Origin of the sequence: Streptomyces sp. NPDC021100 (genome assembly GCF_044333095.1) — a bacterium.
Classification (GTDB): Bacteria; Actinomycetota; Actinomycetes; order Streptomycetales; family Streptomycetaceae; genus Streptomyces.
Map to the genome: position 1 here is coordinate 79,156 of NZ_JBIRQH010000022.1, position 26,938 is coordinate 106,093.

At 74.0% G+C, this 26,938-nt stretch carries 26 protein-coding genes; 16 read left to right on the top strand and 10 right to left on the bottom strand.

The genetic code is table 11. From position 1 onward, the window contains the following. Positions 1 to 69 precede the first annotated feature (69 nt). Positions 70 to 3,117: an AfsR/SARP family transcriptional regulator gene (locus tag ACH4PU_RS29980; protein WP_398278839.1), complete on the top strand. Its 3,048-nt coding sequence runs from the start codon at positions 70 to 72 to the stop codon at positions 3,115 to 3,117. A 148-nt stretch (positions 3,118 to 3,265) separates the two neighbouring features. Here the strand turns inward: ACH4PU_RS29980 and ACH4PU_RS29985 are convergent, their stop codons facing one another. From ACH4PU_RS29985 to ACH4PU_RS30005, 5 genes are all read right to left on the bottom strand, one after another. After that, a complete protein-coding gene (locus ACH4PU_RS29985) occupies positions 3,266 to 3,784 on the bottom strand; it encodes a thioesterase domain-containing protein (protein WP_398278971.1) in 519 nt (172 codons plus the stop codon). Next, positions 3,694 to 4,317 (bottom strand): AMP-binding protein, encoded by a 624-nt coding sequence (locus ACH4PU_RS29990; RefSeq protein ID WP_398278842.1) that lies wholly within the window; start codon positions 4,315 to 4,317, stop codon positions 3,694 to 3,696. The genes ACH4PU_RS29985 and ACH4PU_RS29990 overlap by 91 nt, the downstream gene beginning before the upstream one ends. After that, a complete protein-coding gene (locus ACH4PU_RS29995) occupies positions 4,314 to 5,327 on the bottom strand; it encodes a TauD/TfdA family dioxygenase (protein WP_398278845.1) in 1,014 nt (337 codons plus the stop codon). Before ACH4PU_RS29995 ends, ACH4PU_RS29990 begins: the two co-directional genes overlap by 4 nt. 541 nt (positions 5,328 to 5,868) lie before the next feature. Beyond that, positions 5,869 to 6,885, bottom strand: a complete 1,017-nt coding sequence (locus tag ACH4PU_RS30000; RefSeq protein ID WP_398278848.1) for an MFS transporter — start codon at positions 6,883 to 6,885, stop codon at positions 5,869 to 5,871. After that, positions 6,882 to 7,112, bottom strand: coding sequence for a hypothetical protein (locus ACH4PU_RS30005; RefSeq protein WP_398278851.1), 231 nt, complete (start codon positions 7,110 to 7,112; stop codon positions 6,882 to 6,884). Before ACH4PU_RS30005 ends, ACH4PU_RS30000 begins: the two co-directional genes overlap by 4 nt. Before the next feature lie 123 nt (positions 7,113 to 7,235). On the opposite strand from ACH4PU_RS30005, the gene ACH4PU_RS30010 reads away from it, so the two are divergent. Then, on the top strand, positions 7,236 to 8,285 hold the full coding sequence (locus ACH4PU_RS30010) for a LuxR C-terminal-related transcriptional regulator (RefSeq protein WP_398278854.1): 1,050 nt from the start codon (positions 7,236 to 7,238) through the stop codon (positions 8,283 to 8,285). 34 nt (positions 8,286 to 8,319) lie between these two features. Here the strand turns inward: ACH4PU_RS30010 and ACH4PU_RS30015 are convergent, their stop codons facing one another. Beyond that, positions 8,320 to 9,477, bottom strand: a complete 1,158-nt coding sequence (locus tag ACH4PU_RS30015) for a condensation domain-containing protein (RefSeq protein WP_398278857.1) — start codon at positions 9,475 to 9,477, stop codon at positions 8,320 to 8,322. Between the two features lie 979 nt (positions 9,478 to 10,456). On the opposite strand from ACH4PU_RS30015, the gene ACH4PU_RS30020 reads away from it, so the two are divergent. The 3 genes from ACH4PU_RS30020 to ACH4PU_RS30030 all read left to right on the top strand — a co-directional run bounded on the left by ACH4PU_RS30020 (position 10,457) and on the right by ACH4PU_RS30030 (position 12,258). Continuing rightward, on the top strand, positions 10,457 to 10,804 hold the full coding sequence (locus ACH4PU_RS30020) for a hypothetical protein (protein WP_398278860.1): 348 nt from the start codon (positions 10,457 to 10,459) through the stop codon (positions 10,802 to 10,804). Between the two features lie 259 nt (positions 10,805 to 11,063). Further along, positions 11,064 to 11,588 (top strand): acyltransferase family protein, encoded by a 525-nt coding sequence (locus tag ACH4PU_RS30025; RefSeq protein ID WP_398278863.1) that lies wholly within the window; start codon positions 11,064 to 11,066, stop codon positions 11,586 to 11,588. A 172-nt stretch (positions 11,589 to 11,760) separates the two neighbouring features. Further along, positions 11,761 to 12,258, top strand: a complete 498-nt coding sequence (locus ACH4PU_RS30030; RefSeq protein ID WP_398278866.1) for a hypothetical protein — start codon at positions 11,761 to 11,763, stop codon at positions 12,256 to 12,258. Here the strand turns inward: ACH4PU_RS30030 and ACH4PU_RS30035 are convergent. Then, positions 12,155 to 12,913, bottom strand: a complete 759-nt coding sequence (locus ACH4PU_RS30035) for an Ig-like domain-containing protein (RefSeq protein ID WP_398278869.1) — start codon at positions 12,911 to 12,913, stop codon at positions 12,155 to 12,157. The two genes, ACH4PU_RS30030 and ACH4PU_RS30035, sit on opposite strands and share 104 nt — an antisense overlap. 349 nt (positions 12,914 to 13,262) lie before the next feature. Here ACH4PU_RS30035 and ACH4PU_RS30040 point away from each other — a divergent pair, with 349 nt between their 5' ends. From ACH4PU_RS30040 to ACH4PU_RS30060, 5 genes are all read left to right on the top strand, one after another. After that, a complete protein-coding gene (locus tag ACH4PU_RS30040) occupies positions 13,263 to 13,604 on the top strand; it encodes a hypothetical protein (RefSeq protein ID WP_398278872.1) in 342 nt (113 codons plus the stop codon). A 388-nt stretch (positions 13,605 to 13,992) separates the two neighbouring features. Continuing rightward, positions 13,993 to 14,634 (top strand): TetR/AcrR family transcriptional regulator, encoded by a 642-nt coding sequence (locus tag ACH4PU_RS30045; RefSeq protein WP_398278875.1) that lies wholly within the window; start codon positions 13,993 to 13,995, stop codon positions 14,632 to 14,634. Beyond that, a complete protein-coding gene (locus ACH4PU_RS30050) occupies positions 14,631 to 15,500 on the top strand; it encodes an alpha/beta fold hydrolase (RefSeq protein ID WP_398278878.1) in 870 nt (289 codons plus the stop codon). The genes ACH4PU_RS30045 and ACH4PU_RS30050 overlap by 4 nt, the downstream gene beginning before the upstream one ends. Before the next feature lie 300 nt (positions 15,501 to 15,800). Continuing rightward, complete coding sequence (locus tag ACH4PU_RS30055; protein WP_398278974.1) at positions 15,801 to 16,127, top strand: DoxX family protein; 327 nt, start codon at positions 15,801 to 15,803, stop codon at positions 16,125 to 16,127. 141 nt (positions 16,128 to 16,268) lie between these two features. Then, positions 16,269 to 17,138 carry a helix-turn-helix transcriptional regulator gene (locus ACH4PU_RS30060; protein WP_398278881.1) on the top strand — a complete coding sequence of 290 codons (870 nt, stop codon included), beginning with the start codon at positions 16,269 to 16,271 and terminating at the stop codon, positions 17,136 to 17,138. Positions 17,139 to 17,177: 39 nt separating this feature from the next. Here the strand turns inward: ACH4PU_RS30060 and ACH4PU_RS30065 are convergent, their stop codons facing one another. Beyond that, positions 17,178 to 18,101 (bottom strand): LysR family transcriptional regulator, encoded by a 924-nt coding sequence (locus ACH4PU_RS30065; RefSeq protein ID WP_398278884.1) that lies wholly within the window; start codon positions 18,099 to 18,101, stop codon positions 17,178 to 17,180. A gap of 96 nt (positions 18,102 to 18,197) precedes the next feature. On the opposite strand from ACH4PU_RS30065, the gene ACH4PU_RS30070 reads away from it, so the two are divergent. Beyond that, a complete protein-coding gene (locus tag ACH4PU_RS30070; protein WP_398278887.1) occupies positions 18,198 to 19,376 on the top strand; it encodes a nuclear transport factor 2 family protein in 1,179 nt (392 codons plus the stop codon). Between the two features lie 18 nt (positions 19,377 to 19,394). On the opposite strand, the gene ACH4PU_RS30075 is transcribed toward ACH4PU_RS30070, so the two are convergent. After that, complete coding sequence (locus ACH4PU_RS30075; protein WP_398278977.1) at positions 19,395 to 20,417, bottom strand: AraC family transcriptional regulator; 1,023 nt, start codon at positions 20,415 to 20,417, stop codon at positions 19,395 to 19,397. A 61-nt stretch (positions 20,418 to 20,478) separates the two neighbouring features. Between ACH4PU_RS30075 and ACH4PU_RS30080 the strand changes: the two genes are divergently transcribed. From ACH4PU_RS30080 to ACH4PU_RS30090, 3 genes are all read left to right on the top strand, one after another. After that, a complete protein-coding gene (locus ACH4PU_RS30080) occupies positions 20,479 to 20,985 on the top strand; it encodes a DUF1772 domain-containing protein (RefSeq protein ID WP_398278890.1) in 507 nt (168 codons plus the stop codon). After that, positions 20,985 to 21,131 carry a hypothetical protein gene (locus ACH4PU_RS30085; protein ID WP_398278893.1) on the top strand — a complete coding sequence of 49 codons (147 nt, stop codon included), beginning with the start codon at positions 20,985 to 20,987 and terminating at the stop codon, positions 21,129 to 21,131. Before ACH4PU_RS30080 ends, ACH4PU_RS30085 begins: the two co-directional genes overlap by 1 nt. A gap of 130 nt (positions 21,132 to 21,261) precedes the next feature. Next, a complete protein-coding gene (locus tag ACH4PU_RS30090; protein ID WP_398278896.1) occupies positions 21,262 to 21,714 on the top strand; it encodes an iron chaperone in 453 nt (150 codons plus the stop codon). 107 nt (positions 21,715 to 21,821) lie between these two features. Here ACH4PU_RS30090 and ACH4PU_RS30095 read toward each other — a convergent pair whose 3' ends face one another. Next, positions 21,822 to 23,708 (bottom strand): hypothetical protein, encoded by a 1,887-nt coding sequence (locus ACH4PU_RS30095; RefSeq protein ID WP_398278899.1) that lies wholly within the window; start codon positions 23,706 to 23,708, stop codon positions 21,822 to 21,824. Between the two features lie 833 nt (positions 23,709 to 24,541). On the opposite strand from ACH4PU_RS30095, the gene ACH4PU_RS30100 reads away from it, so the two are divergent. After that, positions 24,542 to 25,120 carry a PadR family transcriptional regulator gene (locus ACH4PU_RS30100; protein WP_398278902.1) on the top strand — a complete coding sequence of 193 codons (579 nt, stop codon included), beginning with the start codon at positions 24,542 to 24,544 and terminating at the stop codon, positions 25,118 to 25,120. A gap of 68 nt (positions 25,121 to 25,188) precedes the next feature. Then, a complete protein-coding gene (locus ACH4PU_RS30105) occupies positions 25,189 to 26,910 on the top strand; it encodes an acyl-CoA dehydrogenase family protein (RefSeq protein WP_398278980.1) in 1,722 nt (573 codons plus the stop codon). Positions 26,911 to 26,938: the final 28 nt, after the last annotated feature.

Below are 26,938 nucleotides of genomic sequence, written 5' to 3' on the forward strand. Positions count from 1 at the left end.
CCGTCAGCCTATGATCACCCGGCAGAAGATCCACAGGATTCGGAAGGTCGGCGTACGGGGGACGTGCGGGTGAAGAGGTCAGAGGTGCCGGTGGGCGGGGCGGTTCGCATCCGTTTACTGGGGCCCGTCCGGTACGTCTCGGCCCGGGGGGACGCCAGCCGGCCCGGCGCTCCCGGGCCGCAGGCCGTACTGGCGGCGCTGGCGCTGAGCGCGGGGTCGATGGTGACGGTCGACGAACTGGTCAACGGCCTCTACGACGACGACCCGCCGGCCTCCGCCCGGCGGGTCGTCGTCAACTACGTCCACCGGCTGCGCACGCACCTGGAGCGCGAGGAGGGCGCGGAGCCGGGGGGCGGCGAGGGGCGGGACGCGCTCATCGCGACCGCGGCCGACGGGTACGTGCTCCGGCTGCCCGGGGAGCAGGTGGACGCCGTGCGCTTCGGCCGGCTCACCGCGCAGGCCCGGCGCCACGCCGAGGCGGGCGCCCCCGAGGCGGCGAGCGCCTGTCTCGAGGAGGCGCTCGGGATGTGGCAGGGCCCCGCGCTGGCCGGACTGCCCGGGCCGTTCGCACAGGACTGGCGCCGCGCGCTGGGCGAGCAGCGCGCGTCCGCGCTGGAGCTGCGCCTGGAGCTGCTGCTGGCGTGCGGACGTCATGCGGAGGCGGTGCCCGACATCGAGCAGGCCCTCAAGGCGTACCCGTACCGGGAGCAACTGCACGGTGCGCTGATGCTGGCCCTGTACCGGTCGGGGCGCGGCGCCGAAGCGCTGTCGGCGTACGACCGCGCCCGCCGGGTGCTCGCCGACGACCTGGGCATCGACACCGGCCCCGCCCTGCGCGGGCTGCACGCCGCGATCCTGGCGGGAGACCGGACTCTCCTCCTGCCGACGGCCGGCGGCGGGGGCGGGGGCGCCGCCGCGCCGCCGGACGCTTCCGGGACGCGGGAGCCGGCCCAACTGCCGCCGATCCCCTCAGACTTCACAGGACGTCACGAGCAGGTGGCCGCACTGGTCGCCGCGCTGACCGCGGGCGGCCCGCACGCCGTGGCCGTCATCACGGGCATGGGCGGAGTCGGCAAGACGGCCCTGGCCCTGCGGGCCGCGCACGCGGTCGCCGGGTCCTACCCGGACGGGCAGTTGTACGCGAGCCTGCGCGCCCCCGACGGCACGCCGGGCGAACCGGCCGGGATCCTGGCGGGTTTCCTGACGGCGCTGGGCGTGCCCGGCGAGCGGATACCGGTGTCCTTGGCCGATCGCGCGGCGCTCTTCCGCACCCTGCTCTCGCGGCGGGCCGTCCTGGTCGTGCTCGACAACGCCACGACGGCGGCGCAGGTCGAACCGCTGCTGCCGGGCGCGGGCCGGTGCGCCGTGCTCGTCACGGGCCGTTCCCTGACCGCGATGCCGGCGACGGTCACCGTGCCGCTGAAGGGGCTGGGCGCAGACGAAGCCGTGGAACTCCTCGGCAGGATCGCGGGGGCCCGGCGGATCGAGGAGGAGCCGGAGGCCGTCGCGGCGCTGGCGGCGACCTGCGGCACCCTGCCGCTCGCGCTGCGGGCGGCGGGCGCGCGGCTGGCGGCACGTCCCGCGTGGAGCGTCGCCGCGCTGCTGGAGCGGGTCTCGGACCAGGCCCGGCTGCTCAGGGAGTTGCGGGTGGGCGATACGACGGTCGAGGCGGTGTTCGAGATGTCGTTCGCACAGCTTTCCGCCCCGCACGCCGGAGCGCTCCTGGCCCTGTCCATCCCGCACTTCTCCGAGTTCGGCGTCCAGGCGGCCGCGGCGGTCCTCCGGGTACCGGAGCAGGACGCGGAGCGCACGCTGGAGGCGCTGGTCGACGCCGCGCTCCTGGAGGCGGGCGCGCCGGGCCGGTACCACTTCCACGACCTGGTCGGGGCGTACGCGCGGGAGAAGGCCCGCACCGGGCTGTCCGCATCCGAACGCCGCGAAACGGTGCGCAACGCGGTGGACTTCCTGTGCGCCGGGGTGGTGGCGGCCGTCGTGGCCTCCCAGCCGCTGGCCGGCCCGCTGACCGCCGACCTGCACCCGCGCCGGACCGTGGGCGTGCAGGTCGGCAGCGGGCGCGAGGCGATGCTGTGGATCCGCCGCGTGCTGCCCGAGCTCACCGCCGTCGTCGAGCAGGCGGCGGTCAGCGGCGACGCGGAGTCGGTGGCCCTGGCCGTCGACGTGCTGGTCCTCGTGCCCTGCTTCGAGGAGGTACTGCCCCTGGGCCGGCTGGCGCGGGCGGCCACCGCGCTGGTCCCGGCCGCCCTGGCCCACTGCGGGGAGAGCGTGGTCGGCATGGCGTACTACGCGGCGGGAACCGCCCTCAAGAAACACCTGTCCCCCGGTTCCCTGCGCCGCTCCCGGGAACACCTGCTGAAGGCGGTGGAGATCTTCGGTGCCGCGCCCCGGCCGGCCGACGGCCCGCGGCCCTTCCTCGTGGTGCTCTTCGCCCTCGCCATGCTGGCCCAAATCGACGTGCAGTTGGGGGACTTCGCGTCGGCCCGTGGCCACGCGCGACGGTCGGTGGCGCTGGCGGCGTCCACCGGTGACCGGTCCCTGGTCGCGCGGCGCGGCACCGTCCTGCTCCAGGTCGAGGTCCAGGACCCCGGCCGGCACGTGGACCTGGCCGCCATCGGAGCGCGGTGCCGGGAGCTGGCCGGTGTCTTCACCCGCGGCGAGGACGTGAAGTGGCTGATCAGGGTGATCATGACGGAGGCGGAGAGCCTGTTGTACGGCGGTGACCACGCGGCGGCCGCCCGCCTCTACCGGCGGGCCCTGGAGCGGGCCCGGGCCAGCGACCACGTCCGCAACGAGGCGGAGTGCCGCTTCCAGCTGGCCAGGGCCCTGCTGGCGGCCGGGGAGGCCGAGGCCGCCGTCGGTCACGCCCGGGAGGCCGTGGCCGTGGCCCGGCTCACCCAGGAACACCAGCTCATGGCGGGCAGCCGGCAGGCGCTCGGCGAGGCCCTGCGGGCCGTGGGTCGGACCGCGGAGGCGGACGGCCATCTGGCACGCGCCGCGGACCTGTACCGGGAGATGCGGCTGGCCGCGCCGGCGGACGCTGTGACGGCGCGAAGCCGCACCGCCGTGACGGCGTGCCGTCCTGACGGCATGACGTCCTGACGGCGTTACGGCGTTACGGCGCGACGCGGTAACGCCGTGAAGCCGCACCGCCGTCACGCCGTAACGTCCTGACGCCGCGACGTCCTGACGCCATGACGCGGCCCCGCCCCGATCATGGGGGTACCCGGGCGGGACCGCGCCGGTCTTGTCACCCGCGTGCGGGTGTCCGCCGGCCTCCGGCCAGCCGGTCGGCGAGGACCGGCCCTATGTGGGCGAGCCGGTCGGGGCGGGTCAGCTCGCCGTGTTCGCCCTGGACGGGGGTGACGTCGATCCGGCCCGTGCCGTACGGCCGCCAGGCGTCGGCTCCGGGGGCACCCGCGGCCTTGCCCTCGGTGGCCTCGAAGAGCAGCACGTCGCCCTCGAAGGTCCGGAGCTCGAAGCCGTCCTGGAGGGCGCCGTGGTGGGCGAACACCCGGACCATGGCGGCGAGGCCCCGCTCGACGAGCAGCGCGAACGGCCCGTCGGGGTCGGCGGCGTCCGGCCGGTGTCCCAGCGAGGCGAAAAGCGCCTGCCGGAGCACGTCCTCGTCCGCCTCTCCCCCGGCGGGGCCGGCGCCGGCCGGCGGGAAGCTGTCCATCAGCACGAGGGAGGAGACCTCCTGGCCTTCCTCCTGGAGCCGCACGGCCATCTCGTGGGCCACCAGCCCGCCGAAGGACCAGCCGAGCAGCGCGTAGGGTCCCCGCGGCCGTACCGAGCGGATCTGCGTGACGGGTGCCCGTCCGCGTCGGCTGCGATCCGGCCGTCCGCGTCGGCCGTGACCCCGCCGGGCTCGACGGTGCGCACGCCGTTCGGCCACGCGCGGCCGTCGGTGGTCAGCAGGACCCGGACTCCGGCGTCGCGCACCATGCCGTGCCGTCGCTCCCGCGGGTACGCGGGGTCGACCGGGACGTACGCCGCGCCCGCCCGCCGGACGGCGAGCAGCGCGACGACGAGGTCCGCGTCCCGGGGCAGGACGACGCCGACCCGGTCGCCGGGGGTGACGCCCAGCCCGGTCAGCGCGGCCGCCGTCGCGGCGGTGCGCCGGTCGAGTTCGGCGAAGGTCAGGTGGCTGCCATGGTCGTGGACGGCGGTCCCGGACGGGTCGTTCGCCACGGCCTGCCGGAAGCGCGTCAGAAGGTCGACGGGCGTGGGCGGGCCGTACGCCGCGGCCGGGGAGACGGCCGGCTCGGGGCTGTGGGGACCTACGGGAACGCCGGTCACGCGGCCTGCTCCTCGCGTGCGGCGGGGGCCACGGTGGGCCAGCAGGCGTCGAGCCCGACCGGGTCGCCCATGGCGACGACGATGCGCCGGTCGCCCCGGAAGGGGTCGCGGCCGTGCGTGGCCAGGATGTTGTCGACGAGCAGGACGTCGCCGGGCTGCCAGGTCCGGCGCATCGTCGCGGCCTCGTAGGCTGCGTTGATCGTCTCGATGTCCTCGCGGCTCAGGGGCTTCCCGTCGGCGAGGGCGGTCTCGAACGGCAGGCTGTCCGGGCCGAACTCGTCGAGCAGCGCCTCCCGGAGATCCTCGTCCAGCGACCACGAGTTCCAGAAGGCCATATGGTTGAACCAGACTTCCTCGCCCGTCCCGGGGTGCCGGATGACGCCGGGCCGCAGCTGCCGGGTGCGCAGTGCGCCGGAGGCGTCCCATACGCAGGAGACGAGGTTGTCCGCACAGTATTTCTCGACGTCCTCGCGGTTCTCGGTGCCGAACGCCGTGCGCCAGTCGAGCGAGATGTGTTGCGAGTAGGTGCGGGACAGCACCCAGCCGGCGGCGCGCATCCGGGCGACCAGGTCGGCGGGGAGGCGGCGCAGCACCTCGCGGCAGTCGGCGACCGGTGTGGCCCCGCCCTCCTCGGGGGCCGTCAGGCAGGCGAACAGCAGCAGACCGGGAAAGGTGAGGGTGTAGCTGTTCTCGTTGTGCATGCGGATCGGCTGGTTCGGCGGCAGGTCGGTCGAGGAGCAGACGTCGTTGCCGTAGCTGCTGCGCGGGGTGGCCTTCTCGCGGTAGGGCGTGCGCGGCGGGACGAGGACGTCCCGTACCCGCGCGAAGTCGTCGACGTCGTGCACGGGCAGGCCGCGGAGGTAGAGCGCGCCGTGCCGGTGCAGTGCCGCGCGCAGTTCGGTGTGGACCGAGGCGAGCCAGGCGCACGCCTCGGCGGCGTCCGCGAAGTGCGGGACCCGGGTCGTGGCCGGTTTTCCGGCCTCGATGGTCCAGGAGAGAGATTCCCTCATCGTGGTGCGTGTCCCGTCGTGTGGTCGCTGACGGACTTCCTCGAATGCCACCGGGTCCCGAGCGTCACCCCATCCGGTGTCACCCCCACCGTTCGGGCCGTGGTGCACGACGGTCGGGTTTCGGCGCAGGAGCATGGGGATTTCCTCGTGCTTCCGGAACGGGGGTGGATTCCTTTTCCGGCCGGCGTACCGTCTTTCCGGCCGCCGCACCGTCGGATTCGGGCGTCGCACCGTCGGACTCGGCCGGCGCGCCGTCGGACTCGGGCGTCGGACCGGAGCACCGCACGCGGTCGCCGGATGCGGAGACCGGTTGTGTTTCACGGGCCGACGGCATTCACGCTGTCATCCGAAAAGCGTGCTCACCAAGGGTGTTCGGGGCTGGTGTTCACGCCTGTCGCATAAATGAGGGGGGCGAAAAGGGGCGATCGCGGTCACAAGGAGCGCCCGGCCGGGCCCGCCGTCTCCCCTCGTGCCGGCAGGTCGCGGCGGGTGCGGAGGGGCGAGCACAGCAGGATCAGCGCGGTCAGCGGGATGCCCGCGGTCATCGGCCACAGCGTCGGGCGCACCCCGAGCCAGGTGCCCAGCCCGCCGGCGAGCAGCGCGCCCAGCGGCAGGGTCCCGTAGTTGAGAACGACGAGCAGGCGGAGACCCTGCCGAGCACCCCGGCCGGGCAGGAGGCCTGGTGGAAGCCCGCCTTGATGACGTTGCCGGCCACGACGCCGACCGAGGCGCACGCGTAGCCCGCGGCGAAGAAGGCCAGCCCGGCGTCCCGGGTGGTGAGCTCCATGAGCGGAGCGAGCGCCGGCACGCCGAGCTCGAACGCCAGCAGCGCCCGTGCGGTCCCGAAGCGGGCCACTCCCCCGCGCACCACAAGTGCTCCCAGGACACCGCCCGCCCCGCCGATCGCCACCAGTACCCCCACTCCCGTCCCGCTCATGCCGACGTCGCGTACCAGGAAGACCACGAGCAGCGTCTGGCATCCGCCCAAGAACAGGTTCGAGGCGGCTCCGAAGAGGGTGAGGCTCCGCAGGTAGGGGTCGCGCGCCACCAGCCGCACGCCCTCGCCGACCTCCTTGAAGAGGGCGCCCCGCGCCCGTACCACCACGGGTGCCGGCGGCTCGCGGTGCCGGATCCGGGACACGCACACGAACGACACGAGGAAGGTCGCCGCGGTGGTCGGCATGCTGTCGACCACGCCGAGGACCTGGGCGATCAGCCCGCCGGCGGCGGTGCCGGCGAGCTGCGCCGCCGAGGCGCTGCCGTGCAGCTTCGCGTTGCCCTCGGCCTGGTCCGCCGCGCCGACGATGCCGGGAAGGTAAGCGGTGTACGCGGTCTGGAAGAAGACCGCGGCGGTGCCGGCGAGCAGGGCGGCCGGCAGCAGCCCGCCCACGTCGAGCGCGCCGAACCGGTGGGCCGGCGGGACGGCCGCGAACACCGCGCAGGAGACGGCGTCGCCGGTCAGCATGACCGCCCTGCGCGGCAGCCGGTCCACCCGGACCCCGGCCGGCAGGCCGATGACGAGCCAGGGCACCCAGGTCGCGGCGGTGAGCAGGCTCACCTCGAGGTGCCGGCGTGCAGGGCGGAGACGGCGACCGGCGGCAGCAGCACGCCGGTGACCGCGGCACCGGACTTCCCCGTGGTCTCGGCGTACCACAATTGCCGGAAATCCCGGTTCCGGCCCAGGAGCCCGTCACGTCCGGACCGGCCCGCCGGCCACTTCCCGTCGGCCTTCCCGCTGTTGTCCGCCACCCCTTCTCCGCGGCTCTCCCGCTCCCTCACCGCCATGGGGACGACTCCGTCTGCTCGCTGTTGACCGGTTGTTGACCGGTCGCCTCTAGGCTGACCGCGATCGGTGGACATCTCGAATACCGCAGGGGGGTCATGAATACCTCGCACTCACTCGGTGAAATGGATCTGAGCCGGGAAGCTCTGGACGTTTTCGCATTCGCGGCGGACCGGACCGTATTCGGCATCGCGGATCTCGCGGAGGCGGGCCTCGACCCCGACGACGCGGAGCGGGCCGTCAAGGAACTCCTGGGCCTGCGGCTGCTGTGCCACCCCCAGGGGGTGCCGGACCGCCTCACCGTCGTGCCCCCGACGGTGGCCGCCAACCGGCTGCTGCGTCCGATGGAACGCCGGATCCAGCACCAGCAGGAGGAGATCGAGCGGTTCCGGTGGATGTTCGACGCGTTACTCCCCGCCTACGAGTCGCGCCGCGCGCGCAACTCCGCGACCGCGCCCGTGGAACTGGTCACCGACCCGCACGTGGTCCAGGAGATCATCGAGGAGCTGACCCTCACCTGTCGCGAGGAGGTCCTCACCGCGCAGCCCGGCGGCGGGCGTTGCCCCGAGACGCTGGGGGCGGCGCAGGAGCGGGACCGCCGCATGCTCGCGCGCGGCGTCGCCATGCGCACGCTGTACCAGCACCCCGCCCGCTACCACCAGCCGACGATCGCCCATGTGCAGCACGTGACGAGGCTGGGGGCGGAGGTGCGCACCCAGTCCGAGGGCTTCTGCCGCATGCTGATCTTCGACCAGCAGACGGCGGTGCTCGGTGTACCGGACGACCCGCGAGCGGCCCTGCTCGTACGCGAGCCCCATCTCATCCACAGCATGCGGGGCTTCTTCGACTGGGCCTGGCGCGGCGCCTCGCCCTTCCCGCTCGCCTTCGACACCGCGTCGGCCGTCCGCATCTCGGGCGAGATCCAGGAAGCGATCGTCGCCATGCTGGCCGAGGGGCTGGAGGACAAGTCCATCGCGCGGCGGCTGGGCATGTCGGTACGCAGTTGCCAGCGCCACGTCGCCGAGGTCATGAAGGCGCTCGGCGCCAAGAGCCGCTTCCAGGCCGGATTCCTCATCGGGCGGTCGCGCGACGACACCGCGGGCGGGGCGCTGCCCGGGGACGAGTGCCGCGTGCTCGCGAGCGCCGGCCCGCCGGACGCCCGGCGCCGGGGATGACGGCGGGGAGCCGTCCGCCCCGGGCGCCCGGCCCTCAGCCGGACCGGCGGGCGGGAACGGGCACGGGTGCCCCGGGGTCGGCCACGGCCGGCTCCGCGACGAGGCGGCCGAGGTCCGCGGCGTGGCGGTCGGCCTGCTCGGGCGAGTAGGCGGCCGGATTGGCCTCCACGCACACGGTCGTCCCCTCGCCCGGCGACCCCACGTCGAAGAACAGGCTGAGGTCCGGGACGGGACCGGTGACCAGCGTGCGCACCGAGCCCCCGGCCGTGCCGAAGCGCAGGTCGCGGTCGAGGTTCACGACGTTGACCAACGGTCCGACGCCGAACGGGACCGCCGGACCCGCGACGGCGGTCAGGGCGCGCCGGAACTCCTCGTAGCGGTACCGGTGGTGACGCATCGCCTGCCTGATCCGGCCGTCCGCCCGCAGACAGACGTCCCTCACCGAGGCGTCCGGCTCCACGGCCACCCGCACGGGCAGGATGTTCGCCGGCGGCGCGACCACGCCGCGCGGCACACGGGTGGGCCGCCCGTCCACGGAACAGCCGAAGGTCACCTCGTCCGCCCCGGTGACCTGCCGCAGGTACCGGGCGGTGGCCGCGATCAGGAAGTGCGCCGGGGGGATTCCCAGCCGCTCGCTCTGCTCCCCGACCGCGGCGACCGCGGACGCCGGCAGCCGATGACGGGCGTGCAGGGCCGCGGACGCGGGCGACGTCTCCGCGTGGAGCCGTCCCGCGGCCGGCCGGGCCGCCGCCTCCGCCGCCCAGAACTCCCGGTCCGAACGGTATGTGCGGCCGGCCGCGTACGCCCGGTCGTGCTCGATCGGGGCCGTGACGGGCTCGAAGGGATGCGGTTCCGCCGCGCTCCCGCTCAGCAGCGCGTTGTAGAGAGCGGCCGTCCCGCGGGCCAGGGCGGCCTGGCCGTATCCGTCCGCCACGATGTGGTGGACCCGGCGGTACCAGAGGTGGCGGTCGGACGGCACCTTGATCAGGGCGGCACCGAGCAGCGGGCCGGTGGTGAGGTCGACCGTCCGGGCCGGATCGGCACGCATCCAGGCCACCGCCCGCCCGTCCGGGTCCGGGCTCCCGGTCATGTCGAGGACCTCGAACTCCCACGCGGCGGGCCGCAGTTCCTGCACCGGCGTCCCGTCGGGATCCGTCACGAACCGTGCGCCCAGCGACCCGGCCTCGTCCACGGCGGTGCGTGCCGCCCGCTCCAGCAGCGCCGCGTCGAGGCGCTGGTGATCTCGTAGGAGTCGCCCACGTTGTAGGGCGTGCGCCGGCCGGTTCCAGGATCTGGGAGATCCGGATCTCCAGTGGACCGGCTGTCAAAGGGACTCGCACGTTCCGATCCAGACGCCTCGGGACCGTCGTCCCTTCACCCTGGCACCCGTCTCGACCTGCGCACAGACCCCACCGGGGGTGGTGTTCCCGCCTGTCGAGCATCCGAGGGGCACGCTCGGGGCCGCGGGTCCGCCACACCGCGCGGCGACGGACGCCCGCGTCCGACCGTCGGACGACCGGTGTGCGCGGCCGGCGCTCGGCGTCCGTGCGTCATGCCCCGCCCGCCGGCGGCAGAAGTCCGCTTCCCGGACGGAGAGTTCTCCGACCAGGGTGGCGAGGCGGGCACCGCCGGTTCTGTTCCGCATGCCGAGCGCCGCCCTCGGTGCGATCTCGCGGCCGGACGGGCCGGTGTACGGGATCTCGCCGTCTTCGCTCTCGCCAGGACGGACCACGGCCCCTGACGGGCGAGGTACGGGCCCAAGAGAGGCCGCGCGGCGCACAGCACCAGCGTGCGCCGGCGAACCGGCACCAGCACAGTCCCTGCGGTCGCGGTGTCACGGCCGCTTCAGCCCGCCGTGCTCGTCCAGCCGCTCGGACTCCCTCCCGGAGCGCTCTTCGCCGCCCCCCCGTTGCCCCGCACAACGCCAGGTCGCGCCGGATGCCGGCCCGCCGGTTGCCTGCCGAAGGCGCGGCCGCGTCGGCGTTCCCGAGCGGGCCGGTGGTGACGATCCGGTACGTGACCACACCCGGTTCCGCCACGATTGTGTGAATCCGCAGGCATGACGGGAGTACGGGAACGTTTCCTCTGGGTAGCCACGGCAAGGTCCCCGTTTGGGGTCTGAGAGGTACGGGTTCCTGCCGTGGACGGGAGCCGGGAGAAGGGGCGAAACGATGAGAATCTGGGCACGCGTGGCAGCCTGTACGGCATCCGCAGCCGCTGTGATCAGCGGCCTCGGCGTCAGCACGACGACAGCCCATGCGGCCGCCGGAAGCCACCCTCCGGCGGCGGCCGCCGCTCCGGCGCGGCCACTGGACAATGAGCCCGCGCCGAGCTGCTCCGACAACAACAACACGGTCCCCTGCTGGGAGTACCAAACCTGGTACTGGACTTACGACAACTGCAACAAGGCGGGCACCAACGCCGTAAACGCGGACCGGGGCAAGTTCGACAACCACGTGTGCGTCCTCACAGGCAACGGCGTAGGCGTGGGGCTGTGGCTGCACAAGCTCCACGACTGACCGCACCACACGAACGGAATTGCGGACAGCCTCGTACGCGGAATCGTCTACGACCAAGGCCGGGATCACGGCCCCTGGGAGGCGGTCAATCCCACCACAAGTCCCAGCGGTGGGCACTGGTGATCTGCTCGGCATAGGCAGCCGGCGTGTACGGCGCGCTGCCCTGCCGGATGTTGTCGGGCGGAAGGCGAAGTGCTCGGCCGCGACCAGGAGCGCCTCACGCTCATACGCCGGTGGTGAAGCGACGCTGAGCTGCAGGGTGTCAAAGCCGACCGCGGACGACACGGGCGCTGAACCGGTGGCGCTGGTGTATCTGTGGCCGGTCGGCCGTCTTCCGGGGTTCGTGCTCGGCATGATCCTGGCCAGGATCCCTCTGCGATCCGACGGGCGCGTCCTTCGCCCGGTCGGCAGCCTGCCCGCACTTTCACCTGTTCTCGGCGCCCTTGCCGCGGGCCGCGCGCTGCTTCCCTCACCGTTCCACCTCGCCGCCGTCACGGTGCTGCCGCTCGCGCTCCTTCCGGTGTCGGTGGCGGCCACGGACGTCACCGACCGTTCCCCGTACCTGCGCTCTCCGGTCATGGTGCGGCTCGGCGAGCTCTCCTACGCCATCCGCCTCACACACTTCACCGTGCTCCTGACAGTCGACCACTACCTCGGCCGCGCCCTGGGCATCCCGGCTCGCACCGCCATGGCACTCGCCATCACCTTGCTCCTCTCCTGGTTGCTCTCCACCTTCGTGGAACGTCCCTGCATGCGCCGTTTCGCCACTGCGGTTAAAGGTTGATCCGCACGGCGAAGCCCGGTCTTTCCCAGGCCCGGCGGCGCTCTCTTGGCGAAAGATCCGTTCGCTGAACGAATGGCCGGGAACGGCCCTAGGTCGGCCACGAACCCGATGGGAGCATGAGCATGCCAAGCACGGGTCGGTCGGTTCAATGACCTCAGGGGGAATCATGCGGATGCCTTCCCGTATACGTACGGCCTCGGTCGCCCTCGCCGTCGCCGCGGCCGGCCTCACGTTCACCACCCTCGGGACCGGATCCGCCCACGCGGCGAGCTGCCCCTCGAACGGCCAGGTGCTCGGGGCCATCCAGAGCATCAAGGCGGGCTCGCAGACCATCGGGCAGTTCTACCTCGGATGGAACTGCGGCGGCGCCTACACCGAGGTCAACCTGTGGAACACCAACTACGTCAACAACTGGAGCTTCGGCCAGGTCGTGGTGAGATCCAGCTCCAACTACGCCGTGAACCAGAACAAACCGGTGCTGAACAACGGCACGTATTGGTTCGACGCCGGGTACATTCCGGTGACCGGCGTGTCGAACACCCGCGAATACAAGGGCACCTGGAACTTCACCGCCAACGGACACTCGTGCTCCGGCCAGACCTCGACATGGAACTTCTCCTACGGCGGCGTGAGCACCACCGACAACAACCCGTACTCGAGCTGCAGTTGACGCTCCCGGCACCTCGGGAAGACGAGCGGCCCCAGAAGGGGCTCGCCGGTCGGGCCCCCTCCGGGAGCCGGAGCGTCGTCGTGCACGGACGGTGCGCGTCGTCCCCCTCGTACGCGACGACGATCTCCCGGGCGCCCGCCGGCACGGTCGCCGTGCGCAGGCTCGCCAGGCCGACCCCGTCCACGAGGACCGTGCCGAGGGACTGCCCACCGGCCGTGAACGTCACGCTGCCGCGCGGCGGCGGACCGCCGGGCACCGCCCGGGCGATCCGGACGGTCAGGGTGACCGGCGGACCGTCGGCCGCGGCTCGCGGGCCGTCGTTCCCGGCGCGGTAGGAGCGGGCGCCCGCCGGATGGGCGGCCGGCGTGCCGTCGCGCCCGAGGCGGAAGCCGCTGCACACGCCGTACGTGGTGCGTGGCTGGTAGCCCTTCGCCGGTACGAGGACGGCGGCCAGTTCGCGGGGCGGCCGGGGCGCCGGGTCCGGCAGTCCTTCGAGGCCGAGGAGGTCGCTGTCGGCACCGGCCGCGCTCAGCACCACCGGGAACCCGCCCACGACGAGCGTCCCCGTGCCGCGTCCGCTCAGGAACCGGTCGCAGGACGCGTCGTAGTCCACCGTGCCGTCCGGGCGGACGGTGTACGAGAAGTCGGCCGCCACGCCGGGACCGGCGAGGAAGACGTACCCGGCGGCCGGCAGCGGTGACGGTCTCCGTACGGGAGCGGGTGGTGACGCTCGGCGGCGCGGCCGCCCCGGAGGACGCGGCGGCCGCCGTCCGGGGCGCCTGGCGGGGTGGACGGGGGTGTGCGGGCGCCTTCCTGTGCGGCCCGCTGCCGTTCACGCGCGCCGCACGCGAGGCCTGCCGCGCGCCGGGGTGCCGGCACGCGCCATCGCGTACGAGGTCGTCGAACCCCGGCCTGCGGCCGGCCCTCGCGCCCGTGCTGTCGCCGTACGGGCCTGAGTACCCGTACTCAGGCCCGGGCCCTGCGGAATCGGCAGACTGTGCCGCATGAGCGGAGCGACGAAGCACACGGTGACGGGAGAGGCGAGGCGCGCCAGACCGTCGATCGGACAGGAGGTCGGGCTCAGCCTGGCACTGCTGCTCCTGGACCTGTTGGTGATGGCCTGGCTCTTCTACGGCTACGGGATCACCGCGTGGGCGGACGGTTACGCCACTCCCGGCTCGCGGGAGGCGCCGGGGGTCGCGCGCCAGGCGGTGTGGGTCCTGGCCGGTGGCGCGGTGGTCACGGGCGGCGGTCTCCTCGCGCTCCGGCGTCCCGTCGCCGGCGCGTTTCAGCTCCTCGTCCTGGGCACCGCGGCCGCGTTCTTCGCCGACCTCGCGTCCCGCTGACCCTCACGATGCCCGCCGGGGCGGTGGAGCGGCGTCCGCCGCCGGTTCGTACCCCGGCAGGGTGGCCGGGCGTCGGCCCGGCGAACCGGTCGCCGTGACCCGGCGGATGCGCGGGAGGTCACGCCCGGACCATGACGTGCTGACGACCGTTCCCCACCGCCCCGGTCCTTCGATCGGGGCCCCGACGCGACCGCGGTCGCCGGCCGTGGAGATCGGCAGGGACCTCGTCGCGCCGCCCGTACCGGTCATCTCCCGTGAATGGCGCAGTGGTTGGTCGGCAGGGGTCCACGCGCCGGCATCAGGAAGCTTCCGCTCGGCTCTTGACCGCCTTCGGGGACCCCTCCGAAACTTGGAGAGGTCTCCAAGTTTCCGGAAGGGCGTGAGGCGTGTGCAACCGGTCGAAAAGGGGCTGCGAGAGCGGCAGAAGGCCCAGCGGCGCACCCGGATCCTCGACGCCACGCGCGAACTCCTGCGGGAGAACCCGGAATCGATGATCAGCGCCGAGCGGATCGCCCGGCGGGCGGGGGTCGCCCCGGCCACCGTCTACAACCTGATCGGGCCGCGCGACAAGATCTGGGAGGCGCTCGCCGCCGGCTTCATGGACCGGCTCGAGCGCCGCCTGGCGGCGTCGGCGCGGGGAGCCTCCGGTGGAGCCGTCGACCCGCGGCAGGTCGTGGAGGCGACCGTCCGGCTGTTCGTGGGCGACCCGGTCGTCTCGCGCCGCATGGTGCGCGAGTGGGAGGCGAGCGGCCTCGTCTTCCGTCGCGGCCCGCTCATCCGGCTCCGCCAGGCGATGGCGGACGCGCGGGACCGGGGTCTCCTGCGCACCGACGTCGACACGGACGCGCTGGCCGCCGCCGTCGCCACCTCGTCGGTGGGCGCTCTGCACCAGTGGGTCGCCGGCCTGATCGACGACGACCGGTTCTTCGCGCGCGCCGTGTTCGCGCTGGACGTCGCGCTCGCCGCGGCGGCCGCGGCACCCCACCGCGACCGGTTCCTGGAACCGCTGCGCGTCGGGGGCACGGCGTGACGGCCGGTGCCCGGCCGCGTCCCCGGAGTTTCGTGGGCGGCGGCGGGGTCCGGCTCGCCGCGGACGTGTGGGGCGAGGCGTCCGCGCCGCCTCTCGTCCTGCTCCACGGCGGCGGCCAGACGCGGCACGCCTGGCGCCGGGCCGGCCCCCGACTGGCCGCTCTGGGGTGGCGGGTCGTCGCCCCGGACCTGCGCGGGCACGGCACCAGCGGATGGTCGCCCGACGGCGACTACGGCCTCGGCCTGTTCGCCGAGGACGTCCGGGCGCTCGTCACCGCACTCGGCGACCGGCCGGTGCTCGTCGGGGCCTCGCTCGGCGGCCTGAGTTCGCTGCTCGCCGCCGGGGAGGCGCCCCGGGCGGACGTACGCGCTCTGGTGCTCGTCGACGTCGCCCACCGGCCCGACCCGCGCGGCGCGCGCCGGATCGCCGAGTTCATGCGCGGCCGGCCGGACGGCTTCGCCGGCCTCGGGGAGGCGGCCGCGGCGGTCTCCGCCCACTTGCCGCACCGCCCGCGCCCGGACGACCCCGAGGGCATGCGGAAGAACCTGCGGCGCCACGGCGACCGCTGGTTCTGGCACTGGGACCCCCGGATGCCGGAGAGCTTCGAGGGCCGGATGGACCCGCCCGGCTTGGCCGACCGCCTCCTCGCGGCCGCGCGCCGGTCCGGCGTACCGATCCTGCTCGTCCGCGGCGGGCTGAGCGACGTGGTGCGCGCGGATATCGCCGAGCAGTTCTGCGACGCGGTTCCCCGGGCCCGGCGCGTCGATGTCGCCGGCGCGGGGCACATGGTGGCCGGCGACCGGAACGAGCACTTCGTCGACGCGATCGTCCCGTTCCTGGCGGAGGTCGCGGAAGGGGGCGCGTGAGGGCGGGGCCGTCAGTCGCCGGAGCGTCTCCACCCGGGCGGGATGGCGCGGAGCCGACTGATCCGGCACGATCGGAACGCACGGCTTCGTACGCTTCCCCTCCGGTTTCCCCGGAGCCGGCACCACCGCGCCGGTCCTCTGTTCAGAAGGGCGGCGAACGAACCTCCTTCACTCCCCCGCTCACTCCGCCGTGACCGGCTGCGGAACCGCCCTGGTCCGGCCGACTTCGACGCGGCCGATTCCGGACCGCAGGCCTGGAAGGCACACGGAGCCGCAGGGCATCGCCGCGGGGTCACCGTCCTGGGCGCGGTCTTCAACGGCGCCGCCGCCGTCACGTACCTGATCGGCCACGAATACCCCACGTCCCAGGCGGACATGAGGGGAATACCCCGCAAGTACGTACCGGTCCTGGGCCTGTTGCCGGCGGCGGGCACGGTCGGGCTGCTGGCGGGGCTCGCCGTGCCGCTGCTGGGGACCCTCGCCGCATCCGGTCTCGTGCTGTACTTCATTGGCGCGATCATCGCCCACCTGCGGGTGGGTTCGCGCGACATCGTGGGCGGGATCGTGTTCCTGGTCACCGCTGCGGCCGCCCTCGTCCTGGGGCTCGCGTACCACGGCGCCGTATGAGCGGGCCGGGTCCGGTCGTCGGGGGCCGGCCGCCGCGGATACCCTTGCGCGGGGGCTCCGACCCGCGGCGACCGCGCACATCGCGGGCCGGCCCCTGCGGGCCGCCGCGCCGGGAAGCAGTCAGAGCGGGGGCCCGTATCCATGCAGCGCACCACCTCCACCGACCGGACCGGTCACGGGCGGTGGCCGGACGACGAGGTGGGGCTCGCGGTGCTCCTGCGGGCCTGGCGGGCGCGGGTGGGGCTCCGGCAGGGGCTGGGCCGGCCGCTGCCGCAGGTGGACGTCGCCGCGCGGATCGGCATGAGCGAGCGCTGGTACCGGGACCTCGAACGCGGCGCCACCCCGCGCATGGACGCCCGGACGCTCGCCGCCCTGTCGGACGCCCTCCGCCTCTGCGCGGACGAGCGGGCGGCCCTCTTCCTCCACGCCGCCGGCGGCGAGCTCTTCCCCGCCGTGTCGCCCGCGGACGCCGACCTGGCACCACTGCGGCGCCTGCTCGGCCGGCGGCCGGAATGCCCCGCCTACCTGACCGACAACGCGTGGAACGTCCTCGCCCACAACGAGGCCATGGCCGAGTGGTTCCCGTGGGTCCGGCGCCCCGGGGCGAACCTCATCCGCTGGGGGCTGCTCTCCCCCGAGGCCCGCGAGCGACTGGCCGACTGGCCGCGGCACGGGCGGGCGTACCTCGCGATGCTGCGCTACGCCATGGCCCAGTACCCGGCCCACCCCGAGCTCGCGGAACTGCTGCGCACGGCCCTCGCCGACCCCGTGTGCCGGCGGATCTGGGACGACGGTCCGGTCGTCGTCGCCCGCCGCGACGGCCACGTGTTCCGCCTGAGCGGCGTCCCCCGCTTCGCGCCGCGCACGGTCGACGTCGTCGCCCGGGTGCTGCACCCGTCCGGCTGGCCGGGATTCCGGCTCACCTTTCTCGAACCGGCGGCGGAGGGCGGGCGTCGGTCGTCGGACGGTTGGCCGTCGGACCGAAGGGGCCTCAGGATGCGCCCCGTCTGAACCGTCCTGCCCCACACGCCGTTTCCGTGGACGGGGACTCTACGCACGGCCGCCCCGCCGCACAGGGTCCGCCGGGCCGGTGGACCCGAAGGCCGTCGCCAGCTCGTCGAGCAGGAGCGGCGCGGAGGGGTGGAGGCCGCGGCGAGGTGCGATCGTGTAGATCCCGCGGGTCGGGGGGTCGAGCAGGTCCACCGTGGTCACGTCGGTGCGCAGGGCGCGTGCCAGCAGGCCGGGGATCAGGGCGATGGCGTGGCCGGTCGCGACAAGGGCCAGCTTTCCCGGCAGATCGGCGGCGGTGAGGCCGACGCGGGCGTCGAATCCGGCGCGGTCGGCATACCGGCGCAGGAGCGCGGCCGAGCCGTCGTTGTCCTCGACCCAGGTCTCGCCCGCCAACTCCCCCAGGTGCACCGGGCCGTTCGCGGCCAGTGGGTGGTCCACGGGCAGGGCCACGGCCATGGCGTCGAGTCCGAGGAAATGGCGCGCGACGCGCGGGTCGCGCGGCAGCCCGGGCGGTGCGTCGGTGACGACGGCGACGTCGAGCTCACCGCCGGCCACGCGCTGGTGCAGCGCAGCGGTGAGGCCCGGGAGCAGGTTCCACCGGAGGGTTCCGGTCCGCCGCAGCAGAGACCGGACGGCCTCGGGGACGATCCCGGCGGCGAGCGACGGGGTCGCGCCGATGGCCAGTGGCCGGGCGGGTGCCCCGTCAACGGCATCCCGCGCGGCGCGGACAGCGCGTTCGGCCTCGTGGAGCGTGGCCTGGGCGTGGTGGCGGAACGCCTCGCCGGCCGGCGTCGGCCGCACTCCTCGCGCGTGGCGTTCCACAAGCGGCACGCCGAGGTGCCGCTCCAGTCCGGCGATCTGCCGGGAGACGGCCGACTGCGTGTGGTGCAGTTCGGCCGCCGCCGCCGACAGCGATCCCAGCCGGCATACCGTCACGAACGTCCGCCACACCGTCAGGTCCATGGCGCCCAGTATGCCCGGCCGGTATGCGCGTCCCGCAGGGCTGCCCTGACGGATCTGCGCTTGTGGCAGACGGCGGGCCGCACCACTGTGGCGGGTATGACCACACCGCACACGATCGCCGTCCTCGGCCTGGGCCGCATGGGCGACGCGATCGCGACACGACTGACCGCCGGGGACTGGAACGTCGTCGGCTGGACCCGATCCGGGCGCACGTCAAGCGCCGTCCGGACGACCGGTGATCCGCGCAACGCCGTGGCGGACGCCAACGTGGTGCTGTTGGCGCTGTTCGACGGCCCGGCCTGCCGGGACGTCCTCGACCGGGTCCGGGACGCGCTGCGGACGGACGCGATCGTGGTGAACACCGCCACCATCGCCCCCGCAGAAGCCGCCCGGACGGCCCGTTGGCTCGGCCCGTCCTACGTCCACGCGCCCGTCCTCGGCTCGGTGCCGGCCGCCTCGTCCGGCACCCTGGAGATCCTCGCCGCCGCCGACGAGGAGGCGTTCGACCGGGTGCGCCCGGTCCTGGAGGCCCTGGGTACGGTACGACGGATCGGCGCCTCCTCCACCGCGGCCACCGCCGCCGCGCTCAAGCTGATCGCCAACAACAGCCTCGCCGGCGCCGTCCTCGCGCTGCGGGACGCGCTACAGCAGGCCGACGCCCTCGGCCTGCCCCGGGACCAGGTCCTGGACGTGCTCGAACTCGGGCAGCTCGGCGGACTCGTGGCCCGTAAGCGCCCCTTCCTCACCACCATCCCGGGCGCGGGTGCGGAGGCGGCGGCCCACTTCACGATCGGCGCCCTGGCCAAGGACATGGAGCTGTTGGCCACCACGTCGGGCCTGCCCCTGCGCAGCGCGGCCGGCCTGGCCGACTCCCCCGCCGGCCCGGAGGCCGACATCGCCGTCGCGGCCACCGCGCCCGCCGTGGACGACGCGGTCCTCGCACCGCTGCGCGCCTACGTCCGCGGGCACGCCACCGGCGACCCCGCCCATTTCAGCGCGGCGTTCCTGCCCACCGCACGCGTCGAGGGGATCCGGGACGGCGCGTTCGTCTCGTGGAACCTGTCCGAGTACCGCGCCCTCTTCCCCGGCCGCCCGGCCCCGGACGAACCGGCCCGCTCCCGCCGTGTCGAGGCCGTCGACGTCCACGGCACGGTCGCGACGGCCACGATGACGCTCCGGCACGGCACGGACACCTTCACCGACGTCTTCCTGCTGGTACGCGTCGCCGACGGCTGGCGGATCGCAGGCAAGGCGTACCACCGGCGGCGGTCCTGAGGGTCGCGCCCGGCAGGGTCAGCCGCGGGGCGCGGAGCCCGGACCCGGGTCCCGGAAGGCGTCGCGGTGGCGGGCGGGGCTGAGGCCGCGGACCCGTTTGAAGGCGGCGCTGAGCGCGAAGGCGCTGCCGTAGCCGACCTGCCGGGCGACGGACGCCAGGGTGGCGTCGGAGGAGGCGAGGAGGTCGGCGGCGAGGGAGAGCCGCCAGCCGGTGAGGTACGCCATCGGCGGCTCGCCCACCAGCTCGGTGAAGCGGCGGGCGAGGACCGCCCGGGAGACGCCGACCTCGGCGGCGAGCGCGGCGACCGTCCACGGCCGGGCAGGATCGGCGTGCAGCAGTCCGAGGGCGGGGCCCGCCACCGGGTCGCCGTGGGCGCGGTACCAGGCCGGGGCGGCGGCGCCCTCCCGGGTGAGCCAGGCGCGCAACGCGCCGATCAGGACGAGGTCGAGCAGCCGGTCCAGGACGGCGGCCTGCCCGGGTTCGTCGCGGCCCATCTCCTCCTCCAGGAGCGGCAGCAGGGGCGAGTGCCAGGCGCCGGCGGTCAGATGCAGCACGTGCGGCAGGGTGTGCAGCAGGCGGCGGCCGACCTCGCCGGGCAGCTGGTAGGTGCCGCTGACGAGGACGTGCGCCGCGTCGGGGCGCTCGCCCCAGGTCCGTACGCCGCGGTGGAGTTCCGCGCACAGTGCGGTCCCGGCCGGGTCGGTCGCCAGCTGTCCCGGGTGGATGATCGCTCGCGGTGCGGTCGAGGGGTGGTCGGCGACGGTGTACGGCTCGGGGCCGCGCACGACGGCCAGGTCGCCGGGGCGCAGCCGCACGGGCGGCCGCCGGTCGTGCGTGATCCAGCCCTCGCCGCGGAACATGGTCAGGACGGTCAGCGGCGCCTCGTCCCGGACGCGGATCGCCCACGGCGGGTCGAACACCGAGCGCAGCAGGAAGGCGCCGTGGGCCCGGGTGCCGGCCAGGAGCGCGCCGAGCGCGTCCCCGCCGGCCGGTGCGGGGTCCGCGGGACGCTCGCGTATGCGGCCGAGGTCCTCGGCCATGGCCGCGGGCGGGCCCGGCGGGTTGACTTGCGGCATGGCACTGCGAACGGGGGTTGTGGGAATGTCGGTTGTACGCATGGCGGTCCTGTTCGGGGCGGTGGTGACCACCGGGCTCGGCGCCGGACTGTTCTACTCCTATGCCTGCTCCGTGATGCCGGGGCTGGCCCGCGCCGACGACCGGACGTTCGTCGACGCGATGCAACGGATCAACGTGGCCATTCTCAACGGCTGGTTCATGCTCTCCTTCCTGGGCTCACTGGCGCTGGTCGTGCTGGCCGGCGTGCTGGAGTGGCGCGGTGGCGGCCGCACGGTGCTGCTGTGGATCGGGGCGGCCGCCGCCTTCCAGCTCGCCGTGCTGGTGATCACGGGCACGGTCAACGTACCGCTCAACAACAGGCTGGCGGCGGCCGGTTCCCCGGAGCACATCAGCGACTTCGCCGCCGTCCGCGGCGCCTTCGAGTCCGTCTGGGTCCGGTGGAACCTGGTCCGCGCCCTGGCCTCCACCGCCTCCTTCGCCTGTGTCTCCTGGGCCCTCGTGCTCGCCGCCCGTACTCCGGCCGCCGACTGATGCTCCACGCGGACCTGGCCTGGGCCGCGGTCGCCGCCGCGCTCGGGGCGGCGGCCTGGCTGCTCACCTGGCTCCTGAGCCGGGTCACCGCCGCCCCGGCGGCTCCGGGCGGCGAGGCGTCCCCGGGGGCGGACGACGGGGCGTAGCGGGGCGGACGCGTCGGCCGTCGCGGCGGGGTGCTCGCAGGGGGTGCTCGCGGCGGGGGCGTTGTCAGTGGGTCGGGGTACGGTCCTTCATACGAGCCCGAACAGCGGGTGTCCAACGGGGAGATCAGCCATGTCCGGCACCGGGAGCAGTACGTACGAGGGGTTCACGGCCGAGGAGCGGGCCGCGATGAAGGACCACGCCCGGGAGGTCAAGACCGCGGCGCGGCGCGCCTCGCGGGCGGACAAGGCGGCGGAGGCGGAGCGCGAGGTCCTCGCCAGGATCGCCGATATGGGGGAGTCGGACCGGGGCATGGCCGAGCGCGTCCACGCCGTCGTCACGGCCAGTGCCCCGGAGCTCGCGCCGAAGCTCTGGTACGGGATGCCCGCCTACGCCCGGGACGGCAGGATCGTCTGCTTCTTCCAGAGCGCGGAGAAGTTCAAGGCGCGGTACGCGACGCTCGGGTTCAGTGACCAGGCGCGGCTGGACGACGGCCCGATGTGGGCGGCCGGATTCGCCCTGACCGGGGTGACGGCCGAGGTGGAGGAGCGTATAGCGGAGCTCGTGAAGCGGGCGGTGGGCTGACGCGCGCCCCGGCCGCCTCGGCCTGTCCCGGCCTCTCCCCGCTGCCCCGGCCCGCCTCATACGGACGGCAGCGGGCCCGGCCCCACCGGAGCCGGGGCCGCCCTGCCTCAGTGGCCGCTCTCCCTCAGGGCGATGCCCTGAAGGTTGTAGACCAGGCCCTCGTTGGACTCGGCGAGGGAGTGGTGCAGCACCTGCACGTGGACGTCCAGCGGTGTCCCGGGCTCGATGCTGTGGCCGGTCGCCGGGGACTCGATGACGATGTGTCCGTCCTCGCTGCCGTCCTTCACCACCGTGTACCAGTGGTCGGTGACCGCCGGGTTGAACCGGCTGCCGGCCGGCAGCCCGTCGAAGGAGAGCCGCCACTGCTGGACGCGGTTCTCGCTGGCGGCGAGGGTGAAGGTGTACGACCAGACGTAACCCGTCGCCTCGGGAGGCCAGCTCTGCTCGAACCCGTTCTTCGTCTTGATGGTGACGTCGATCTTCGGCGGGCTCACCTTGGTCGTCACGCTCCCGGCCTTGTCCGGTGAGGTGTTGACGACGTCCGGCGTCTCGATCTTCGAGGTGCTGGTGATGTCACCGGTGAAGCCGCGCTCGACCGTGCCGGTGACGCGGATGACGGCCGCGCCGCCCCGCGGCAGGTTCAGAGGCTGGACGAAGTCGCCGCCGGAGATGGTGCCTTCGCCGGCCGTGGCGCCTCCGGAGAGCCGGGGCGGCTCGAACACCGGTCCGGTGAGCCGCGGGGTGAGGGTGCCGGTGAGCCGGGCGGCCGGCACGGCGTCCGGGCCCTTGTTCTCGACCGTCATCGTGTAGGAGATCTGCTTGCCGGCGTCGGCCGTGGCCGGTCCCCGCATGCCCAGGGGGACTTCGGCGGACGGCGGTGCCGTGACCGTCGTGGTGACGGAGTCGGAGTAGCGCGTCGCGATGTTGGCGCGCGTCTCCGAGGTGACGGTCGCGTCGCAGGTGAAGCTGCCGCCGCTGCCGCCGGCGACGGTGCCGTTCAGCGGGATGACGGCCGTGCCGCCCACCGGGAGGCGCAGCGGCTGGGTGAACGTCCCGTCCGTGATGGTCGCGGTGCCCGCCGTGGCGCCGCCGCCGAGTTCGAGCGGTCCGAAGGCGGGGCCGGTCACCTCGGTCGGGAGCTTGCCGGTGACCTTCGCGTCCGGGACGGCGTTGGGGCCCTTGTTCTCGACCGTGATCCGGTAGCCGATCGGCGAGCCGGCCCGTACCGTCTGCGGTCCGCTCATCGCGAGCGGGAACTCGGCGGGGAGCGTCACTTCGAGGTCGCGGACCTCGTAGTTGTTGGTGAGCGCGCCGGTGGCGGCCGACAGGCCGAGCTTCAGCGTGGCCGGGAGCGCGGCCTGCCCCGGGGCGTTCCGCAGGTCGTAACCGTCGATCAGGCGCTGCCAGTTGTTGTCCTTGCGGACGGAGACGGTCACCTTGCGGTCGATGACCGAGAGCAGGATGCGGGTGGGGTTCTCCCGGCCGAGGCTCAGCGACGGCAGGGCCGCGCCGACGAGGTAGCGGTAGCCGTCGTACCCGTCGCCCGAGCCGCGCAGCACGGCGTTGTCCGGGCGCGTTCCCGGCCCGGTGTCGCCGGCCTGGCTCGGGTTGGAGAACGAGCCGTGCTGGTCGACCCCGATGCCGACGTAGCCGTGGGAGACACCGGGCCGCCGGTCGGGCTGCCCCTTGCGGTAGCAGGCGTAGCCGAGGGCCCCGCCGGGGCCGCCCACGCCGGTCTCGTGCGCGCCGTCGATGAGGAAGAACGACATTCCGTCGGCCGGGTCGGCACCGCCGTACGCGGCGAGGTCGAACTGCACCGAGATGCCGTCGGTGCTGGGGAAGGCGACGTTCAGCAGGGCGGTCCCCGCCTTGAACGTCTGCGCCGGCGTGAGGCTGAGCCAGCCCTGGCCGGTCATCCGCGCGGAGCCGTACAGCTTCCAGTCGGGCGGGGTGGCGGAGCCGGCGAAGGACTGCTTGTAGGGGAATAACGACATCCCGGTACCTCCGTGGCGAGGGAGCGCGTGCGGACGGATTGCGGACGTGCGGGCGGATTGCGGACGCGCTGACGTCCGTGACGTCGCGAACGTACGGGTGCGCCCGGTGCGCCCGCACCGGCGGCATCCCGCCACCTGTGCGGGAACCGGCCCGTCCGGGCGCGGGGGCGCCCTTGCGGCGCACCGGGCCGCCGCGGTGGCCCGGAGGTGCGCCCGGCGCACCCGGAATATGCCTCTGACCATGGCCGGAACCGGGTCCGTAACCGTTTCTGCTGCCGGGCGTCCGAAGTGTCATTGGCCTGCTTTGACGCATCGCGGGCGGCCCGCTCCCCCCGTCGGCGGGGCCGTGCCCGTCCGGTTGGAGGACCGGTTCCCGCCGGAGGCGGCGGCGGGCGGTGGTCGGACCACGGCGAGGCGGTGGCCGAGCGCCGGACGGCGTTCCGCGCCGGCGGCCCGCTCGACCGGATCGTCGACGCCCCCCCCTCCGGCCCGGCCCCCGGCCGCAGTCTGCCGGGCCCCCACGTGGTGGGCGCGGTCACGCACCCATGCGACCTCGCCCGCGCGGTCGGCCTGGACGAGCGGCTCGACGCGGAGACCGTGCGCGGGGCTCTTGGACCACTCCGCCCGGATCCACCGGGCTCTCCCGGAGAGTCCCCTCACGTCCGGCTCCGGTGACACGGGGTGCCGACGGAGCCGGCGGACGGATCCGCGCAAGGCCGGCTCCCGCGCCTGACGGGCCGCGAGCCGTAGGGCCCGAGGCGGGCGCAGTGAGCCCGGTCTCACTCGGGCGGCGGCTCTTTCCTATGAAACGAGTTGCATAGATGATCCAGGGCATGGCGCTCGAGCACGCGATCCTCGTTTCCCTGCTGGAGAAGCCGGGCTCCGGCTATGAGCTGGCCCGGCGGTTCGAGCGGTCCATCGGCTACTTCTGGACCGCCACCCACCAGCAGATCTACCGGGTCCTGAAGCGGATGGTGGGCGACGGCTGGATCGACGTCCGGGAGGTGCCCCAGCAGGGCCGGCCGGACAAGAAGGAGTACTCGGTGGCGGCCCCGGGCCGCGAGGCGCTCGCCCGCTGGCTGCGGGAGCCGGTCGAGCCGGAGGGCCTCCGGCACGACCTGGCGGTGAAGATCCGGGGCGCGGCCTTCGGGGACCCGGCCGAGCTGGTCGACGAGGTCGAGCGGCACCGCCGGGTCCACGCCGAGCGGCTCGCCCACTACCTCGCGGGCGAGCGGCGCGACTTCACCGGCCCCGAGGCGCCTCCCGCGCTCGACACCGGCCAGGAGCTCCAGCACGCCGTCCTGCGCGGCGGGATCGCCTACGAGCGGATGACGCTCGCCTGGCTGGACGACGTCCTCACCACCCTGCACCGCCTCGCCGCCCCGCACCGCATCGGCTCCGCGCCCCGGTGAGCGCGCCCGGCGCCCGTCAGCCCCCCGACCCTTCATTCCCCGAGCCGGAAAGGCGTACCTCCATGGCCATGGCCGACCCGCTGCTGTTCAACCCGCGCACCTACGACCCCACGCACTTCGACCCCGAGACCCGCCGGCTGCTGCGCGCCACCGTCGACTGGTTCGAGGAGCGCGGCAAGCGCAAGCTGATCGAGGACTACCGCTCCCGCGCCTGGCTCGCGGACTTCCTCGCGTTCGCCGCGAAGGAGGGGCTGTTCGCGACGTTCCTCACCCCGGCCGAGGCGGCCGAGGGCAACGGGGACAAGCGCTGGGACACCGCCCGGATCGCCGCGCTCAACGAAATCCTCGGCTTCTACGGGCTCGACTACTGGTACGCGTGGCAGGTCACCATCCTGGGCCTCGGCCCGGTGTGGCAGAGCGAGAACGCCGCCGCCCGCACCCGCGCCGCGGAACTCCTGGCGGACGGCGAGGTGTTCGCGTTCGGCCTGTCCGAGAAGACGCACGGCGCCGACATCTACTCCACCGACATGCTGCTGACCCACGACGGCCACGGCGGCTTCCGCGCCACCGGCTCCAAGTACTACATCGGCAACGGCAACGCCGCGGGCCTCGTCTCCGTCTTCGGCCGCCGGACCGACGTCGAGGGCCCCGACGGCTACGTCTTCTTCGCCGCGGACAGCCGGCACCCGGCGTACCACCTGGTGAAGAACGTCGTCGACTCCTCGAAGTTCGTCAGCGAGTTCCGGCTGGAGGACTACCCGGTCCGTGCCGAGGACGTGCTGCACACCGGCCGCGCCGCCTTCGACGCGGCGCTGAACACGGTCAACGTCGGCAAGTTCAACCTGTGCACCGCCTCGATCGGCATCTGCGAGCACGCGATGTACGAGGCCGTCACCCACGCCCACAACCGCATCCTGTACGGCCGCCCGGTCACCGCCTTCCCGCACGTGCGCCGCGAGCTGACCGACGCCTACGTCCGGCTGGTCGGGATGAAGCTGTTCAGCGACCGCGCGGTCGACTACTTCCGCTCGGCCGGTCCCGACGACCGCCGCTACCTCCTCTTCAACCCCATGACGAAGATGAAGGTGACCACGGAGGGCGAGAAGGTCGTCGACCTGATGTGGGACGTCATCGCGGCCAAGGGCTTCGAGAAGGACAACTACTTCGCGCAGGCCGCCGTCGAGATCCGTAGCCTGCCGAAGCTGGAGGGCACGGTCCACGTCAACCTGGCGCTGATCCTCAAGTTCCTCCGCAACCACCTGCTGGAGCCGGCCGGGTACGAGCCCGTGCCCACCCGTCTCGACGCGGCCGACGACGCGTTCCTCTTCCGCCAGGGCCCGGCCCGCGGCCTCGGCTCCATCCGTTTCCACGACTGGCGGACCGCCTTCGACGCGTACGCCCACCTGCCCAACGTCGCCCGCTTCCGCGAGCAGGCGGACGCCCTGTGCGCGTTCGTCACCACCGCGGCGCCGGACGAGGAGCAGAGCCGTGACCTCGATCTGCTGCTGTCCGTGGGCCAGTTGTTCGCCCTCGTCGTGCACGGCCAGCTGATCCTGGAGCAGGCGCGCCTGACGGGGCTGGACGAGGACGTGCTCGACGAGCTGTGCGCGGTGCTCGTCCGGGACTTCTCGGCGCACGCGGTCGAGTTGCACGGCAAGGACTCGGCCACCGAGGCGCAGCAGGGGTGGGCGCTTGGCGCAGTGCGCCGCCCGGTCGTCGATGAGGGGCGCTCGGCGCGGGTGTGGGAGCGGGTTGAGGCACTGTCGGGCGCTTACGAGATGGCGCCGTAAGCGGGCGGCTCTCGTCGAGGGGGGGTGC